The sequence below is a fragment of the Microbulbifer maximicatervae (SeqCode) genome (genome assembly GCF_052467505.1).
This window is the reverse complement of the sequence record NZ_CP174313.1, coordinates 4545676-4561948: the sequence shown is the minus strand read 5'-3', so window position 1 is coordinate 4561948 and position 16273 is coordinate 4545676. Positions and strand designations below refer to the sequence as shown.

The following is a 16273-nucleotide window of genomic DNA, read 5'->3' as shown; positions in this document are numbered from 1 at the left end:
TTCGGCACCGCACTTATTGTCGGGCCCTTTAATATTTAAAAAAAACCGCCCGGCAAGCGTAGCTCAGCGGGCGGTCTTTTATCACATCTTCGGTTTACACCGAAAGAACCAGTGATACTTAGTAGCTATAGTTCAAGCCGAGGTAAAACTGACGCCCAAACTCAGTGTATTCACCGAGGATGCCATCTACGCCATAAGATTTCACATCAGCTTCATTCGTCAAGTTATTACCGGATAAAACAACATCAATACCATTATCAAAGGCATAGGATATTTGTGCATCCACAGTTGTATATTCACGAGCCGGAACTACTGTAGAGCTACCAGGGATTGGCATTACTTCTGTAAATTCGTCTCTATAGCGCACATTTACATGACTGCTGAAGTTCCCAACATCCCAAAATACTGTAGTACTCCAGACGTTCTCAGACAGGCCTGGCAAAGGCATTGTCTCGCCAGCGAGATTACCACCGGTAACCTCAGTCTCACTTTCTGTGTAAGAATAACTAGCGGTCATACCTAGCCCAGATAGAATTCCTGGGAGCTGATCAAAGGTTTTGGTACCAGCCAGCTCAATGCCGCGAATATATCCCCCCTTATCATTATTCACGTAGGTTTCAAATGCACCAGCTTCAAAGCCTTCCGGAACATCGATACCTAAAGATTCAAACAAGGCTGTACGCTCAGACTGGCTGTCGAGGTAAATATACTGCTTCTCGATCAGGCTCTCGATATCTTTCCAGAAGATTGCTGCAGTAACCGCGCCACCATCTTCAAAGTAGTGTTCATAAGCTAAGTCAAATTGATTCGCACGGAAGGGATCGAGGTAGGGAGATCCTTTGGTCCAAACATTATAATCATTCTCTCCCGCTGAGTTCCAAGAACCTGCACCGCCCTTTAGCTGACCAACCGGTGGGCGCCCCATAACTTTTGCAGCAGCGAAGCGAATGTAATCTTGTTCTGATAACTCAAAGTTTAAATTTAATGAAGGCAAGGTATCAGTATATTCAGGGCCATACTCGACATGGCCATAGTCGGTGCTAGTCACACCCAGATCATCAGTAATCGCGGTACCAAGGCCATCACCAATTTTTTGGATACCCTTTGATTTAACGTCTGTTTCGACAACACGCACTCCAAAGTTACCGGTTACGGGTATACTTCCCAATTGGGTATCAATATTCGCCATCGCATAGTAGGCGAACACTTCTTCAGTTACTGCACCGGACTCAATGTAAGTCCAATCCTTACCATTACTGAAAGTTTTTACACCGTGGTAGTTACCAGCACCAAAAATGCTTGACGCAAGACCATCCATGTCAGTGATAACGAAATGATCGGGAGCACCGTCAACGGATTGAACTTTTACGAAACCATCCAGCTCCTGTGGCATACATTCAATTTCTGAAAGGTTGTCTTCACAGTAACCGTTATACTGCCCATCGCGGCTACCATACAGGAAGGTTCCACGGTCAGAATCAAAAGTTCTCTCAGAGTAACGAAGACCAGCTTCAATAGAGGCGATCGCTCCCCATTCCAAGTCAAATTGGTAGTCCAGTTTGAAGGCTTCAACCTCGTCAGTGTACTCGTGAGGATACTCCTCATATCGAGAAAGACGCATAGTATCCAGGTCAGTAAAATCTACCCCGGCAAAAGCAGCTGAAGGTATACCATCACCTTTCATTGAGTAAGCAAAGCTTTGATTTGCCGCTTCCTGCCAAGTCTCCAGTTCACCGCTACCGTCATACCCCAAGTCATACGCATGCATGGACACAATCTGGTCCTTGCGAGTCTTGGTGCCTTCGCTGTATGAATAATCGAAAGTTAAAGTATGCTGATCAGCAAAACTCCACTCCAAATTTAAGCCAATACTGTCACTGTCTGCCTGGGTGGATTGATCTTCAGAGCGCGCTTCAAACCAAGGACCAACAGTTGTATCGGTGACAGTTGCCGTGCCTGAGGTTGCAACTCCCCCATCTACCATTCCATTAAGGGTGTAGCCATCGGTCTTTTCTAAGTTGCCAACAGTAATACCGTGGCGAGTATCAATCCGCTCAAATTCAGACTTGAAATAGTCAAGCTGAGCCTTGAAGTTATCTGTAGGCTGGAATACAACACTCGCCAGATAGCCATCGCGAGTATCTGTACCTGTTCCAGCCTGCCATTGGTAGGCTCGAGGAACATTTACTTCCTCTTCATCTTCCGTAGTTCCAGTGAAATATCCGAGCTGATCGTCAGCACCTGCACGAGCTTTGGTAAAGTTGTTCGGCTGCTCAAGGTGGGAATAACCCAGGGCGACGCCCACCTTGTCATCCATAAATTTACCCATGTACGACAGCGTGACACGCTCACCGAACTCGTCGGCACCGACGTCGTCTGCTGCGTCGTTAAACGACATGCGTACATTGGCATTAAAGTTGTGTTCTTTCTCGGCGTCGAGAGGATTGGCTGTTTTCAGCTCTACAGAACCCGCTACACCACCTTCAATATGAGAGGCTTTCGGAGTCTTGTAGACCGCCGCCTGATTAATCAGCTCAGCTGGGTACTGGTCAAAAGATATCCAGCGAGTACTTTCGGTATAACCACTGGTAGAGGCCTGCTCACGACCATTCAGAGTGGTCTGCAGGAAGTCGCCGTTCATACCGCGGATATTTAGCTGTGAGGACTGACCGTTGGATCGCACGGTGGTTACGCCGGGCAGACGGCCCAGGGCATCGGCGATTGATTGGTCGGGAAGAGATGACAGCGCGCCCGCATCTATCACATCGGCCACAACATCGGCGGCGCGCTTGGCTTCAACGGAGTCCAAAACGCTGGTGCGAATACCGGTAACTGTTACTTCTTCCAGTGTTTCCTGCTCCTGAGCATAGGCCCCAACCGAGGTGGACACGGAGGCCGCGATGGCAGCAGATAGCAAAGTGGGTCTGAGCGCCCCTTTACCTTTATTGGATAGACTCATCATCTTCTCCCTGGACTTATCGTTATGTTGAGACCCTGCATCCTAGGGCGGCCCCTAATCCATAACATCCTCCCCCGAGGGGGGAGGAGACGGGAAAAAGTGTGAGATCAATCACAGGTGTAATTTAATACACGTTTGTCAGGCCATAACCCAACAAAAGTAGCGGGCAATTACCCCTCAAGCTGTACTGCAGCGCCAATCAGAGCCTGATAACCCGCATTCAACGCGTATACCGGAACGGCCTCCATCCATTGAGCGACACGCCCTTTCGTCAGGAAACGCTGCTCAAACTCGCTCTCAGGTAGCAGTTCAGCGATCCTGGGCAGTATACCACCCCCCAAAAATACCCCGCCACGGGCGCCCATATACAAGGCCGCATCCCCGGCCGCACTGCCGAGGAAATTGAGGAAATCTATCAGAGCTTCACGGCACAGCGGATCTGAACCTTCAAGGCCTCGGGCACTGATATCGGGGGGCGTCAGGTCCTCAGCGATCTCTCCGTTCAGCTCGCAAACTGCGCGATAGAGATTAACCAACCCATTGCCCGACAAAACCCATTCGTTGAAAACGGGTAACTGGGTTTTCATCAGGATTTGCAGCAACTGCAATTCACGCTCAGTGGAGACTGTCAGGTTGGCATGCCCGCCCTCTCCCGCCAGCACATGGTATCGGCCATCGGCTTCAGCCAGTCCGGCAACACCGAGGCCGGTTCCGGGACCGAGCACCGCCATAGGGGCACCTGCCTGCCGGGGAGTATCGCGCAGTACCTGGTAATCTGATTCGGCCAGACGGGGCAGAGACTGAGCCAAGGCGGCAAAATCATTAATCAGCTCTAGGTGGGGAAAGCTAAACTCTTGCGCCAGCTCCCCGGCGTCAATAGTCCAGCCCAGATTGGTCATATAAACCTTTCCACCTGTTGGAGTCATCTCCAGCGGACCGGCTGCTGCAATACACGCCTTTTCCGGGCGCGGCTGGTTTAACCCATCAAGCCAGTGCTGTAGTGCTGCATCAAATCCCTCGAAGCGTTGGCAATCAACGACTTTGAGTTCTTCCAGCTGGTAACCCTCTGCTACAGGCTTGGCGATGGCAAATCGGGCGTTGGTCCCACCGATATCCGCTACGATACTCGTCATAGTTATCCTTCTAACTTCCCCCTAAAAAAGGCGATATAACTTAAGGCGTCAGACAAAATATTGCCAGCCCCAAAGCTTACTACAGAGGACAACTCACCCTATAAAGAAACCGCATGACCCCATGCATGACCCAGATAAGCTCGGTAAACCTCGCAACAGAAAACCAAACTGCAACTTTCAGTCACTTTATTTTAGCGATCAGCGGGGGGGATATTTTTCACGCTATCGGTAAACGAGCAGATTTCATCTTTACTAAATCGAGTATTGACTCGCTTCTGTGAGGCCGGTTGATAGCTAATACCCACACCGCTACGCCGTGCAACCTGGGGCCGAATGGGGCGGGGGCAAAAATTACCGCCACAGTTAGGGCAGACGTTACTGAGAAATGTCTCGACGCAGGGCTGGCAGAAAGTACATTCGTAAGTACATATCATCGCCTCTTCCGAGTTTGGCGGTAGATCTTTATCGCAATTCTCACAGTTCGGCCTTAACTCCAGCATCCCAGTTCCCTCCTTGTTCGCTAAATAATTTTTTGAAGTTTATTAGTCTTAATTTCTCGCTCAACCTCCCTACACAAAGGAAGTTATCCCAACAGAAAATAACTACATAAAACCTGTATAAGCTTTATATATGGAAGATTAAATAGCTTTTTATATTAACGACTTACTCTATCCAATAGTGGTATTAAAATGACAGTAAATCGACAAATTCCGACATGCTCAACTGTTACAAAATCAACATTGCAAAATGCTTATCCAAGCCATCAAATTGATGACTATCTCTTGATAAGATAACCACATTAATTAATTTCTAAGAAAGGAAAACCAACTTAGACACTTCCCTCAGATTCCACAACCAGAATGCGAGCCTCACCAACAGGATGAGCTACATGTTCCGTGCCCTCAGAAGCGTGGAATATATCACCAGGTTCAAGAAGTTCCGATTCGGTTCTACCTGCCACTTTGTAAAACATTTCTACATGACCATCGAGAACAGCGAAGACTTCCTGGCCATCATTGATATGCCAAATATAAGGTTTATTAGTCCAATGCAGTTTAGTGGTAATCCCGTTCATATTTGCGATAAGTTGCGATTCCCAGGGCTTACTACCGGTAAAATCTCTGCTACGCACTATTTTCATAATGTTTATTCCAATATCGCTTTATAAAATTTCCGGAACCATCATTTAGAGAGTCGGTAACTATAAGGCGGATTCTTCAGGCGCAGGTGAAGTCATGACACCATTTTCATCAGCCTTTTTTTCTGCCAGCTCATCAACTCGCCTCACCCCAAAAGTCACCGTTGGTGGAATTCCCATCCCCAGATCGATGTCCGCAACACGATAATTGCATCCCCTGGCTTTGAGAATGGCATTCACCTTCTCCTGCTTCTCAACCGCTTTGATAACGGTATTGGCTATTACTTCATCACTGCTAAAAGCGGTTACGGACTCATTGACCCTTTCACCGAGTTCCTTGGCTTTATCAAAAATACCCATAATTTCCTATTCCTTCTTTATTCATTCGCGGCCGAAATCATAAGTTAAATATCTATTTTTAGGAACCACAAGCAGGTAGCCCTGACTCCACCTCGGGGCAACAACAATCAAAGGTTAAGACGAGCTGGTCACTTACAGCAGAGGCTTTGAGTAACCAGTTAAAAGGGGCCCATTAGTCAGCACCAGGCCTTTGTACAAAATAAGCTGACCACCTATTCATGAAGCGGCAAATCCGCTGGATTATTCATGCCAAAACCTATTTACCCCTATAATTTCGAGACTCTCCCCCTCTCGTCTTGCCCACCCCAGATTGATGTGTCACTATCATTTTTTTGAGGTTTGGTAACGATAAATGAGTGGGCGCAAGCAGTTCGATGAGTCACAAGTACTAGACAAGGCCATGCGCGTTTTCTGGGAAAAAGGCTACAAAGCAACTTCCTTGTCGGATCTTGAATCGGCCATGGGACTGAATAAATCCAGTATCTACAACACCTTCCAAAGCAAGGAAGGGTTGTATGGCCGCTGTCTGGAACATTTCCACACCCAATACGCCTGCGATGCTATGGATACCTTGAATCACCCGGACTTCCGCACAGCCATGGGCGGCTTCCTGGAAATGCTTCAGTCTGGTATGGAGAGCTCTGAAACTCCTGAAGGCTGTATCGCTACTATGGCAGCAATGGAGGTGGGTGCCAGTGAAGGATTTCTCGCTGATCTGGTAGCAAAGGGTACCAATGATATGCTGAACCGGATCGAAACCCGTATGCAGAAGGCTATTGACGATGGCCAATTGCAAGCCGGTGTCGATTGTGCCGCCCTCGCCGCGATGGTTATGGCGGTAAGCCGAGGCGTAGTGGCCCTGAATAAAGGCACGGGCAGTACCATAGCAGGCAAAAACAGTTACCAACAGCTATCCACAATTCTGGACCAGTATACACTTCCCTAAAAAAAGCCCACCCCAAAACTTCTTGCCTCTTTGGGGTGGGAATGGGGGTATTCCTGTGAGAATTAACTTTTAAAAATAGCGACGTAATTCCAACTGAAAATAGTCGTCGTTGCGCAAATTGTAGGTAGGGTCTTCTTCATCGGCATTACCGAAAAAACGCGCCTCTGCTTCTATTAACCAGCGGTCATTTAGTCGGTGGGTCAGTTCCAGATTGGAAAAACGACTACCGTTATCCAAATCGGTACTTACGGCAAATAAAAGCTCCGTATCCTGGGTATTATTTAGGGCGTATCGCGCACCTATCGCAATGTCATTTTGACTGGCCGTAGACCAAGGTCCGGTACGATCATCAAATTGATACTCCATTAATACCCCAAGATCTGAGACCGTTTCGCCAATACCATAAAATGTATATTCGAAACCGCCGACAGCTGCTGTCTGTCGATCTTCACCGCGAGGTTTAAATGAAATAGCTTCAAACTTCCACAACCAATCTCCACGGGTAGTTTGGATGTCCACACCCGTCTGATCGATCTGTGCATAGTAAGGCGCAAGCAAGCCATCTTCCGTAAGCAATAATAATGGATCCCGATTAGTGCCGGAAAAATGGCTGAGGCCCAGGTCCCAATCTCCAAGCACATGGCTGTAACGCAAGGCCCAATCTATGTGCTTCTCCTCCCGGTCAGATTGATAGACCGCAGCATCCTCATCCACCGGCAGCGGAGTACGCAATCGCCCTTCCCGGCCAGCAAACTGACGCTCGCGAAAACCCAGTAAACCGTACACCTCCAGTGTTCCCCAATCACGCTCCATCAGGAGGTTAATCATGGGTTGGCCAAGCTTGTCTTCACCATCGATATTTTCCAGTGCATCATCCTGGTTAATCACATCCACCAAGTGCACGGTTTCAGTAACTCCCCAAAATACTTTGCGCACCCCGGCGTAAAGCTCGAAACTATCGTAAGCTTTCCACCAGTAAAGCTCACCGAGATCCGCGTGATTGCGATCGCTATCCTCACTGTCCCAGCGCCCAAAGACACTGGCCACAACACGCTGGTTTCCATCGTCAAAATCCCGGTAGTACTCGAGATTTAAAGACGCAGAAAGACCAGCATCACTTTGTGCTGAATCCAAAGGGTCTGCGGTGAATGCGCGGGCCTCCAGGCCCGCATAACCGCTCAACTCATTTGCTCCAGCCATATGACTCAACGCCGCCAGTAGTGGCAACAAAGTGAGTATTTTTCGGTTAGCCATGGGCGCAATCCCTATTTCGCCCTGGAGAGACTATTTTTGGTGAAGTCGCGATCGGTAAAACCATTGCCAAATACCCAGTCGCCGTACAACAACTCCGTGGATTTACCAGTCTGGTGATTAACCATTTCCATTTTATTGGCTCGCCAGTATTGATCGCCGTACTGGTTGTAGTCGGAAATCGTGAGGGTCTTCATCAGGTCCCCTTTTCGGTCATAATAGTCGGTTCTCCATGCGCGGTACTCCTCTGTATCAACCCAAAGGTGTTGAATGGAATAACCGGATTTAGGATCAACCGGGTCCAACTCCAGAACAAAGTGATCGCGGCCATCGAAAGACTCGTTGCGCAAATATTTATAGGTGTATTTCTCCACCTCCTGTGAGGCGATATCTTCATAGGAGAATTCACTACCCATAAATGGTCCAGACTTGTTACTGGAGGAAATACGCTTTACTCGCTTTAAAGCAGGCAAATAGAGCCACTGGTCATCGGAGCCCACTTTATGAGTAAAGGACAAAAATGCTGTGCCCTTTACATCCCGAGGGTTGTCAAAAATCACCAGGGATTTATCTCCGTCATTTTCCTGCTCCAGAGTTTTGGTGCGCATAGCCCGCACACTCTCCTCACCATATTTATTGCGCAGGGTCATTGTAAGGCTGTTGCTGAGATCGCCGAATCCCAAGTCGCGGCGGTCCGCCTCCTTGGCAATTTCCAGACCTTTTTCTGCGGCCAGATCCAGTTCACTGGCAGAAACAGAGAAAGCTGCCAGAGCCAGGGCACCTGCTAGGGCCCGTGTCAAAAACTGTTTTTTAGAGCGGCTGGGTTGCATAGTTTTGCTCCTTATTTTCAATAGGGGTAATAGCGGGGTCGTACGCCTTGGCATCGAGCTTCATCAAGAGAATCGGAAGAAGTAGGAAATCCGCCAGCAAGGCCATCAAAATGCAAATTGCAGTCAGAAGTGCCATGGAAGAATTCATACCGAAGGAGGACTGGGCCAACACCATAAATCCGGCAATCAGAATGACTGAGGTCACAACTATCGCTACACCCACTGAAGAGAAGGCGTAACGCAGTCCGTCCTCCACGTTATAGCCTGCACGGCGCTGGCGCAGGTATTTACTGAGGAAGTGCACTGTGTCATCTACCACAATACCCAGTGCCATACCGGTCACCATAGTGACAGCCACATTGACTTCAGCTACCAGTGCACCCCAGAGGCCAAATGCCAGGCCGGCCGGCAACAAGTTGGGAATTAAGCTTAAGAAACCGAGTTTGACACTGCGCAGGGCAATACCAATCAGTGCAGAAATTAACACCAACGCAACCAGAGTGCCCACCAACATGCCCTCCATATTGCGCTCGGCAATATTGGCAAACATGATCGCCGGACCTACACCATAGGCAGTTACACCAATGTTTTTCTCCAGCCAATTACTGCCGGCATCAGCTACCGCTTTGAGTTCTTTCGACTTGAGATTATCGAGAGTTACAATAATCTGCGTTGACGACTTAGCCACATTCAGCTGATTATTTAAATCCAAGCCATAGGGGAGAGACAGCTCGTACAGTAATAAATACTGGGCTGCCAATTCCTGGTCTTCGGGCAACCTGTAGTAGGACGAATCGTCAGCATGCAGATTTTTGTTCAAGCGCTTGAAAGTATCGCCAATGGTATTGACATGGCGCACCCCGGGCTGGGCCTGCATCCACTCAGTGAAACGCTCCAGATTGGCAAGAAATTCCGGATTGCTGACACCATTGTTGTCACCGGATTCGATCGAGTAAATCAGCTGGTAAATACCAGAGAGGTTATCATTGATATAATCTGAATCGGTTCGGAACTCCACAGATTCATCAAAGTAACCAACAAAGTCATCATTAATCTCATTGTTTGGAATCATTGCCAGTAATCCCAACGAGACAATGACTCCCACGAGTAATATCGGGCGCTGACGGCGAATCACAAAATCTCCCAGAGTATCCATGGAGCGTCCAATTTTGGACTCACTGGCGCGACTCTTGGCTGGAAGTATCGCCATCAATGCAGGCAGTAAGGTAACCGATAAGAAGAAAGCCACCATCACACCCATCGCGGTAATATTACCCAGATCGTGGAAAGGAGGCGCATCGGAAAAGTTCATCGACAGGAAGCCAATGGCGGTAGTGATCGAAGTTAAGAACACAGGCCCCATGTTGAGCTGCAAGCTCTCTTTAATTGCATCGTGCTTGCTGAGTCCACGGCGCATTGCAGCAAACAGGCTCACCAATATATGTATCGAATCCGCCACTGCGAGAGTCATAATAATGGTGGGCGCAGAAGCGGAGGGCGGTGTCAATTTAACACCTATAAAACCGGCCAAACCCATTCCTGCGGCCATGGAGAAGACGATAACCAACAGCGCTGCAAAAGTCGCACTGAAGCTCCGCACCAACAAAAATACAACTGCAATAATCACAAGGTACATGAGCGGAACTAAGGTGCTCATATCTGACTGAGAGGCTTCAAAAAATGCATTACTCAGTAAAATAATACCGGTCGCATAAACCTCTACATCGTATTTTGCCTCAATCTCTTCCATCAATGCCTGTGCAGCTTCAGCCGCTTCAGGGGTTTCATGCATGGATTTTTGTGGAAGCTGGAAGGTGATATTTATCCCTGTAACGGAGCCATCACTATTTACCAGGCGCTCCTTCAAAGTGGGATCTGCCAGCGCTACAGCCTTGATAGAAGCCAAGGTTTCTGCATCTAAACTGCTGGCATTTTCCACCAAGTCCTGTACCAGGAGGTCATCTTCCTCGGCAATGGTGTGCTGGAAGTTAGTAATTGAATCCACCCGCAGCGCATAGGGTAACAACCAGGATTTCTCGGTCATCTCCTCTACGGCTGCCAGGGCATCATTGGAAAAGGCATTGCCATCTTTTGGCACTACCGCAAACAGAATATTGTCATTCTTGGTGTAAGTGCGCTGAATTTGCTCATAAGCTTGTAGTTGAGGATTAGCTTCACTAAAGAATGCCCGGTAATCATTGTTGAAACCCAGGAATCTTGCTCCGCTTACCGCAAAGAAGGCTAACAGTAGTGCGCCAATGGCTACCAGCCATCGATATCGAATAAGCCAATCCGCATAACGGCTGACCCAATTCGAAGGTAATTGGGGGGATGACATGAAATCAGCTCCTTCAAACAACTTGATAGAAAAATAATTAATCAACAACCTAAGCAAATGGGTATTTACTTACGGTCACAGCATCTCGTAATAGCCAATATAAGATCAGCTACAAAATTTGATAAAAAGGCACACTAATGCCATCAGCCAAACCGTAAATATGGCCGAGACATCAATAAAAAGTTATCGCTTTTGGCGCTATAAGAACCACTTCTTTGTAATTAATGGTAGCGAACTATCAGGCAAAGCTTACCTTTCCCCAACACAGGGGCGACCACGAGAGAGCCACCGAGTAAAGAGAATACCTAATTTACAGTGTTGTAAATCTAACAATAAATATAATAATTATTTATATATGCCTGAGACATACAGATATATTAGTAACCTGCCTATTATTGTCACTATAAATTAACCCGTTAATTATCCTCTAAGAAATAATTAGAGGGCTCGACAAGTTAAACATCTCTAATTGTTTCCAATCATTACTTTAATCACGTATTAAGGCCCAAAGTGATTGGTCAGCAATACCAATAGCCTTGGACCCCGTAGCTACTTCTGGGCATTCTATTGTGCCCACTAAAACAGCAGTAAAACAGCTTGCCCAACCTATGACCAATTAGTATCACTTTCTATGTCACCCAGTCTCGTGAAAACCTTGAGAGCTTCCTGCAGCCCTCCTTGTTCTGTGGTTATAGCTCTTTCCACAATCTATACAGAACATCTTGAACCGTTCGGTTCATCATGTCAACAACGGAAACTGAAAATATATAAAGGCAAGCCAGCTCGAGGGAGTCGGTTACGCAAAATCTGGGGTAGAATCGGTCGACGATAATGAGAATGAAGGAATTGTGCTGTGAAAAAACTGCTCCTGCCCATCGCAATCGGTGCATCGTTGCTGGCTACTCATGCCTTTGCAAGCGATCCTAAGCCTCAGCAATTGCTGGAAAACACTGAGTCCAAAGTGATTGAGTGGCGCCGCCACCTGCACCAGAACCCAGAACTGGGCAATCGCGAATTTGAAACAGCCAAATATATTGAAAAACACTTACGTGCACTGGGCCTTGAAGTTGAAACAGGTATCGCCCATACCGGCCTTGTGGGCTTTTTGAGAGGCGGCAAACCGGGACCAACTGTGGCCTTGCGCGCGGACATGGACGCTCTGCCAGTCACCGAGAGAACCGATGTGCCCTTCGCTTCCAAAGCGAGAACCACTTACCAAGGTAAAGATGTTGGCGTTATGCATGCCTGTGGCCACGATACCCATGTGGCCATGCTGATGGGCACTGCCGAGGTCCTGGCAGGCCTTCGCGATGAGCTGGCTGGAAACGTCTTGTTTATATTCCAGCCCGCAGAAGAAGGCGCACCGGACAATGAAGAAGGTGGCGCAGAGTTGATGCTCAAAGAAGGGATCTTCAAGAAGTACAAGCCGGATGTGGCCTTTGGCCAGCATGTCACTTCATCACTACCCACCGGCGTCATCGGCTATCGCTCGGGCCCGCTTATGGCCGCTGCCGATGAATTCCGTATTACCATCAATGGCCGCCAAACCCATGGCTCACGCCCCTGGGGTGGAGTGGACCCTATTGTCGCCGCCGCACAAGTCGTAATGGGCACCCAAGCCATTGTCAGCCGCCAGATCGACATCACCAAAGAGCCCGCAGTCGTTTCTTTCGGACGTATTGACGGTGGTGTCCGCAACAATATCATTCCCGATAGTGTCTATCTGAATGGCACCATCCGTAATTTTGATATGGATAACCGTGCAGAAATTTTCAAACGCTTAAAAACCACTGCGGAGTTAATTGCTGAAAGCTCCGGTGCCAGCGCAGATGTGGAGATTCTGGAAGGCTATCCGGTAACGATAAATAATGCAGAGCTGACAGAAATGGCCCTGCCTATTCTGAGATCTGCTGTCGGCGACAAGAATGTTGTAGAAGTACCCAAAATCACGGGGGCAGAAGATTTCTCCTACTACGCCAATGAGGTCCCTGGCTTTTTCTACTTCCTGGGGGTAACTCCTAGAGATCAGGATGCCAGCCAAGCTCCAAGCAATCACTCACCGCTTTTCTATGTGGATGAGGGCGCTTTGCGCAAGGGTACTGAAGCGCTGACCCTGTTAACTTTGGATTATATGGCGAACTATAAAAAACAGTAATTGTAAAAAGAGCCTCATTTTGAGGCTCTTTTTTAGATGCTTGTTACTCTTAAAACTCGATATTAAAGATTACAACACCTTCGCAGGTGAATACCTTATTATCGGCATTAAGAGTCCAGCAAAATACTAGGCACTTTCAGATTGCCCTCTAGTAGTAGGACGCCGTCTCGGAGCTCGTTGTGGCTTCTGTCCATCACTGCGACCAGCCTCAGCACCGCGCCCTTTACCTTTACCGTTATCGCCCGCGCGCTTGGCTGGAGCACCTTTACCCGCAGAGGCGTTACCACTGCGGCCGCTAGAATTTCCACGCCCCTCAGGCTTACCGCGTCCATTGCCGCGGTTGCCCCGACGCTCCTCGCTATTGCCGCGCGCTTCACGCCGCCCTTCACTCTTCTGTGAGTTACCCGCTGGGCGCTTGCTGGAGCCGGGCTTTTGCAACCCACCCCGCTTTGGATTTCCAGATGCGGGCACCTGGTGGTCTGGCTCAAACTCTTCGATTTCCTCGCGCGGAATTGGCTTGCCGATCAAGCGCTCAATATCGCGAAGCTGCTTAATCTCATCAGCGCTAACAAGAGATACCGCTTGTCCCTGAGCGCCCGCACGCCCTGTGCGGCCAATACGGTGGACATAGTCCTCAGGTACATTGGGCAAATCAAAATTTACTACCTGGGGCAGTTGGTCAATGTCGATGCCTCGGGCCGCGATATCAGTCGCCACAAGAATCTGAACCTTGCCAGCCTTAAAGTCCGCCAGGGCACGAGTTCGTGCATTTTGACTTTTATTACCATGAATGGCTGCTGCCAGGATGCCGTCACCTTCGAGCTGCTTCACCAGCCTGTTGGCACCATGTTTAGTTCGACTAAAGACCAAGGCTTGGTGCCAGTTATTCTCCCTAATCAAATGACTAAGCAGTTTCGTTTTTCGAGCCTTATCCACAGGATGGAGTTTCTGTCGCACCGATTTAGTAGTGGAGTTGCGTGGACTGACATCAATTTCCAGCGGGTCTTTTACCAAGCCTTTCGCCAGCTGACGAATATCTGGTGAAAAAGTTGCGGAGAATAGAAGGTTCTGACGCTTAGCCGGTAAAATCCTCAATACTCGTTTGATATCGTGAATGAAGCCCATATCCAGCATGCGGTCTGCTTCATCAAGTACCAGGGCTTCTAAGCGATCGAAGCGAATTGCCCCTTGATTGTGCAGATCCAGCAAGCGCCCAGGGGTAGCTACCAAAATATCCGCTCCGCCTCGCAGACGAGAAATCTGGGGGTTGATCTTCACACCACCAAACACCACCGCATGGCGCATAGGCAGGTACTGGCTGTACCCCTGCACATTATCGAAAACCTGAGCCGCCAATTCACGGGTTGGAGTGAGCACCAGTGCGCGTACTTGCCCTTTTCTAGCGCGCTCCCCCTGGCTAAGACGATGCAACAGCGGCAAAGTGAAGCCAGCCGTCTTACCGGTACCAGTTTGGGCTGCGGCCATAATATCGCTGCCCTTCATTACCGCTGGAATAGCTTGTGCCTGGATTGGCGTAGGCGCAGTGTATCCCTGCTCTGCAACGGCACGGGCAATCTCCTGGGCAAGGCCCAGATCTTCAAACAACATAAAAAAACCTCGAACTGCGCCGCAGGCGCAATCAAACACACTCACTCCCCCTGAGGGAATGAAGAGAGAAATCGGAGTCGACATCGGGAGCCTGTATTGCTCCCAGCGTGTACAGCCGTCTAATCGCCAGTCCTCGTAACCGGCGCGCGGCATTCAGTAGAAATTTCCTGGAAGAATTTTTGAAAAGTTCCGGAGGGGCTACCGGCGGATCACCGGCCTACAAATGACGCAGCTGAGAAAAATCAGCGGCGGTACTATACCACACAAAGGCTGACTGTATAGTTTCACCCAGCCAAACTCCTTTCCTTTATAGGTTTATACAGAGCAGTTGTTGGGGAGGTCGTCTTCAGGACCGTAACATAGTTTCACGTTCGCAGCGCGAGCGTCTATCTTTGAGGTACCCCATCCCGTTGCGAACTTGTAAAACAAAGCTGCTCAAAGCAGCCAGGATAGGAACCGTTATGTCACCCAACAACAGTGTGAATACTGAACACCAAGTTGAGCTGATCACCCTCGGCAATGGACGCAAAGTCTCAATACGCCCCATCTGTCGCAGTGATGGCCAGCTTGAGAAAGAACTAATTGAACAGTTGTCTCCAGAAACTCGCCGCGATCGCTTTATTGGCGGAAGCTGTAAAGCCAGCCAAAAGCTATTGGAGTTACTCACAGATAACGACCACCATGTACATGAAGCTTTTATTGCACTCTGCAGTAGTGACAGAGCACAAAGAGCTGTTGCTATAGCACACTACGCACTTGACGTTGACGGACGCGCTTGTGAGTGTGCCGTTGTGGTGAGCGATGACTGGCAGGGGTTAGGTTTGGGACGCTTAATGTTAAAGCGACTCATCAACTGCGCTCAGGATCAGGGGCTTGAACGAATCTATTCGATTGAGTCAGCACAAAATAGACGAGTGGACAGTTTCGCAAAATCCATGGGCTTTACCTGTAAAGCCGATGCCAAAGACTATACCCTGCTCACCTATACACTAGAATTGAAAACTAATCTTGAGACTAATGGCTTTAGTCACAAAGAGGAAGTTTCCCGAATAAATTTGGAGTAAGTGAGTAATTTAGGAATTTAAGTCCATATTTATATTTATTTATCTATATGAAGCAGGTGCCCTTGGTACTTGCTTCACCTATTTTCTACTTAACTGTACATCGTTTTCCTAATACAGCCTTGGCGACCTCAAATTTCTTACAGTTATTGGTCTTTTATAATACGACCTCAAGAAAAGTTGGATCACCACCGTCCGCCAAATTTCCATATACTTATTTTGTATTTATACGCTCCACAGCAGGGAATCGCTCACTTGCCCATTCATGGCAGATATCTGCCAAGTATTGGGCTAAATCTTTCTCACTAATTCCCGAAGGTATTGATATCCCGGCACTGCGACGCTTACCTTCATTGCCCTGATAGAATGTGGCCCAGCTATTCGACTGCCTTTCGATCAAGACTTCTCTACCAAAAACATTGAATTTAAGCTTTTTCATAAAGAACTATGTACAACTAAAATGCCTCAAAGCTTTGCAATTGCTCACACAAATT

13 protein-coding genes are annotated in these 16273 nt (G+C 48.4%); 3 read left to right on the top strand and 10 right to left on the bottom strand.

The genetic code is table 11. From position 1 onward, the window contains the following. Positions 1 to 118 precede the first annotated feature (118 nt). The 5 genes from ACJJIN_RS20145 to ACJJIN_RS20125 all read right to left on the bottom strand — a co-directional run bounded on the left by ACJJIN_RS20145 (position 119) and on the right by ACJJIN_RS20125 (position 5590). Complete coding sequence (locus ACJJIN_RS20145) at positions 119 to 2959, bottom strand: TonB-dependent receptor (RefSeq protein WP_444895933.1); 2841 nt, start codon at positions 2957 to 2959, stop codon at positions 119 to 121. A 170-nt stretch (positions 2960 to 3129) separates the two neighbouring features. After that, positions 3130 to 4092, bottom strand: a complete 963-nt coding sequence (glk, locus tag ACJJIN_RS20140) for a glucokinase (protein WP_282931051.1) — start codon at positions 4090 to 4092, stop codon at positions 3130 to 3132. 191 nt (positions 4093 to 4283) lie between these two features. Beyond that, positions 4284 to 4592, bottom strand: coding sequence for a DUF1272 domain-containing protein (locus ACJJIN_RS20135; protein ID WP_413663516.1), 309 nt, complete (start codon positions 4590 to 4592; stop codon positions 4284 to 4286). 329 nt (positions 4593 to 4921) lie between these two features. Then, on the bottom strand, positions 4922 to 5233 hold the full coding sequence (locus ACJJIN_RS20130) for a cupin domain-containing protein (protein WP_413663517.1): 312 nt from the start codon (positions 5231 to 5233) through the stop codon (positions 4922 to 4924). A gap of 60 nt (positions 5234 to 5293) precedes the next feature. Further along, positions 5294 to 5590, bottom strand: coding sequence for a hypothetical protein (locus tag ACJJIN_RS20125; protein ID WP_413663518.1), 297 nt, complete (start codon positions 5588 to 5590; stop codon positions 5294 to 5296). 352 nt (positions 5591 to 5942) lie between these two features. On the opposite strand from ACJJIN_RS20125, the gene ACJJIN_RS20120 reads away from it, so the two are divergent. Then, positions 5943 to 6536 (top strand): TetR/AcrR family transcriptional regulator, encoded by a 594-nt coding sequence (locus ACJJIN_RS20120; protein ID WP_444895932.1) that lies wholly within the window; start codon positions 5943 to 5945, stop codon positions 6534 to 6536. Between the two features lie 69 nt (positions 6537 to 6605). Here ACJJIN_RS20120 and ACJJIN_RS20115 read toward each other — a convergent pair whose 3' ends face one another. Genes ACJJIN_RS20115 through ACJJIN_RS20105 form a run of 3 tightly spaced genes read right to left on the bottom strand, consistent with a single transcriptional unit; the run spans position 6606 to position 10955 of the window. Next, positions 6606 to 7790 carry a hypothetical protein gene (locus tag ACJJIN_RS20115; RefSeq protein ID WP_444895931.1) on the bottom strand — a complete coding sequence of 395 codons (1185 nt, stop codon included), beginning with the start codon at positions 7788 to 7790 and terminating at the stop codon, positions 6606 to 6608. Between the two features lie 11 nt (positions 7791 to 7801). Continuing rightward, a complete protein-coding gene (locus ACJJIN_RS20110) occupies positions 7802 to 8617 on the bottom strand; it encodes an outer membrane lipoprotein-sorting protein (protein WP_108734700.1) in 816 nt (271 codons plus the stop codon). After that, complete coding sequence (locus tag ACJJIN_RS20105) at positions 8598 to 10955, bottom strand: efflux RND transporter permease subunit (protein WP_444895930.1); 2358 nt, start codon at positions 10953 to 10955, stop codon at positions 8598 to 8600. Before ACJJIN_RS20105 ends, ACJJIN_RS20110 begins: the two co-directional genes overlap by 20 nt. A gap of 853 nt (positions 10956 to 11808) precedes the next feature. Between ACJJIN_RS20105 and ACJJIN_RS20100 the strand changes: the two genes are divergently transcribed. After that, positions 11809 to 13110 (top strand): M20 family metallopeptidase, encoded by a 1302-nt coding sequence (locus ACJJIN_RS20100; protein WP_444895929.1) that lies wholly within the window; start codon positions 11809 to 11811, stop codon positions 13108 to 13110. A 126-nt stretch (positions 13111 to 13236) separates the two neighbouring features. Here the strand turns inward: ACJJIN_RS20100 and ACJJIN_RS20095 are convergent, their stop codons facing one another. Next, positions 13237 to 14718 (bottom strand): DEAD/DEAH box helicase, encoded by a 1482-nt coding sequence (locus ACJJIN_RS20095; RefSeq protein ID WP_444895928.1) that lies wholly within the window; start codon positions 14716 to 14718, stop codon positions 13237 to 13239. Between the two features lie 461 nt (positions 14719 to 15179). Between ACJJIN_RS20095 and ACJJIN_RS20090 the strand changes: the two genes are divergently transcribed. After that, on the top strand, positions 15180 to 15782 hold the full coding sequence (locus tag ACJJIN_RS20090; RefSeq protein WP_282931039.1) for a GNAT family N-acetyltransferase: 603 nt from the start codon (positions 15180 to 15182) through the stop codon (positions 15780 to 15782). 211 nt (positions 15783 to 15993) lie between these two features. On the opposite strand, the gene ACJJIN_RS20085 is transcribed toward ACJJIN_RS20090, so the two are convergent. After that, positions 15994 to 16218 carry a DUF7661 family protein gene (locus ACJJIN_RS20085; protein WP_444895927.1) on the bottom strand — a complete coding sequence of 75 codons (225 nt, stop codon included), beginning with the start codon at positions 16216 to 16218 and terminating at the stop codon, positions 15994 to 15996. Positions 16219 to 16273 lie beyond the last annotated feature (55 nt).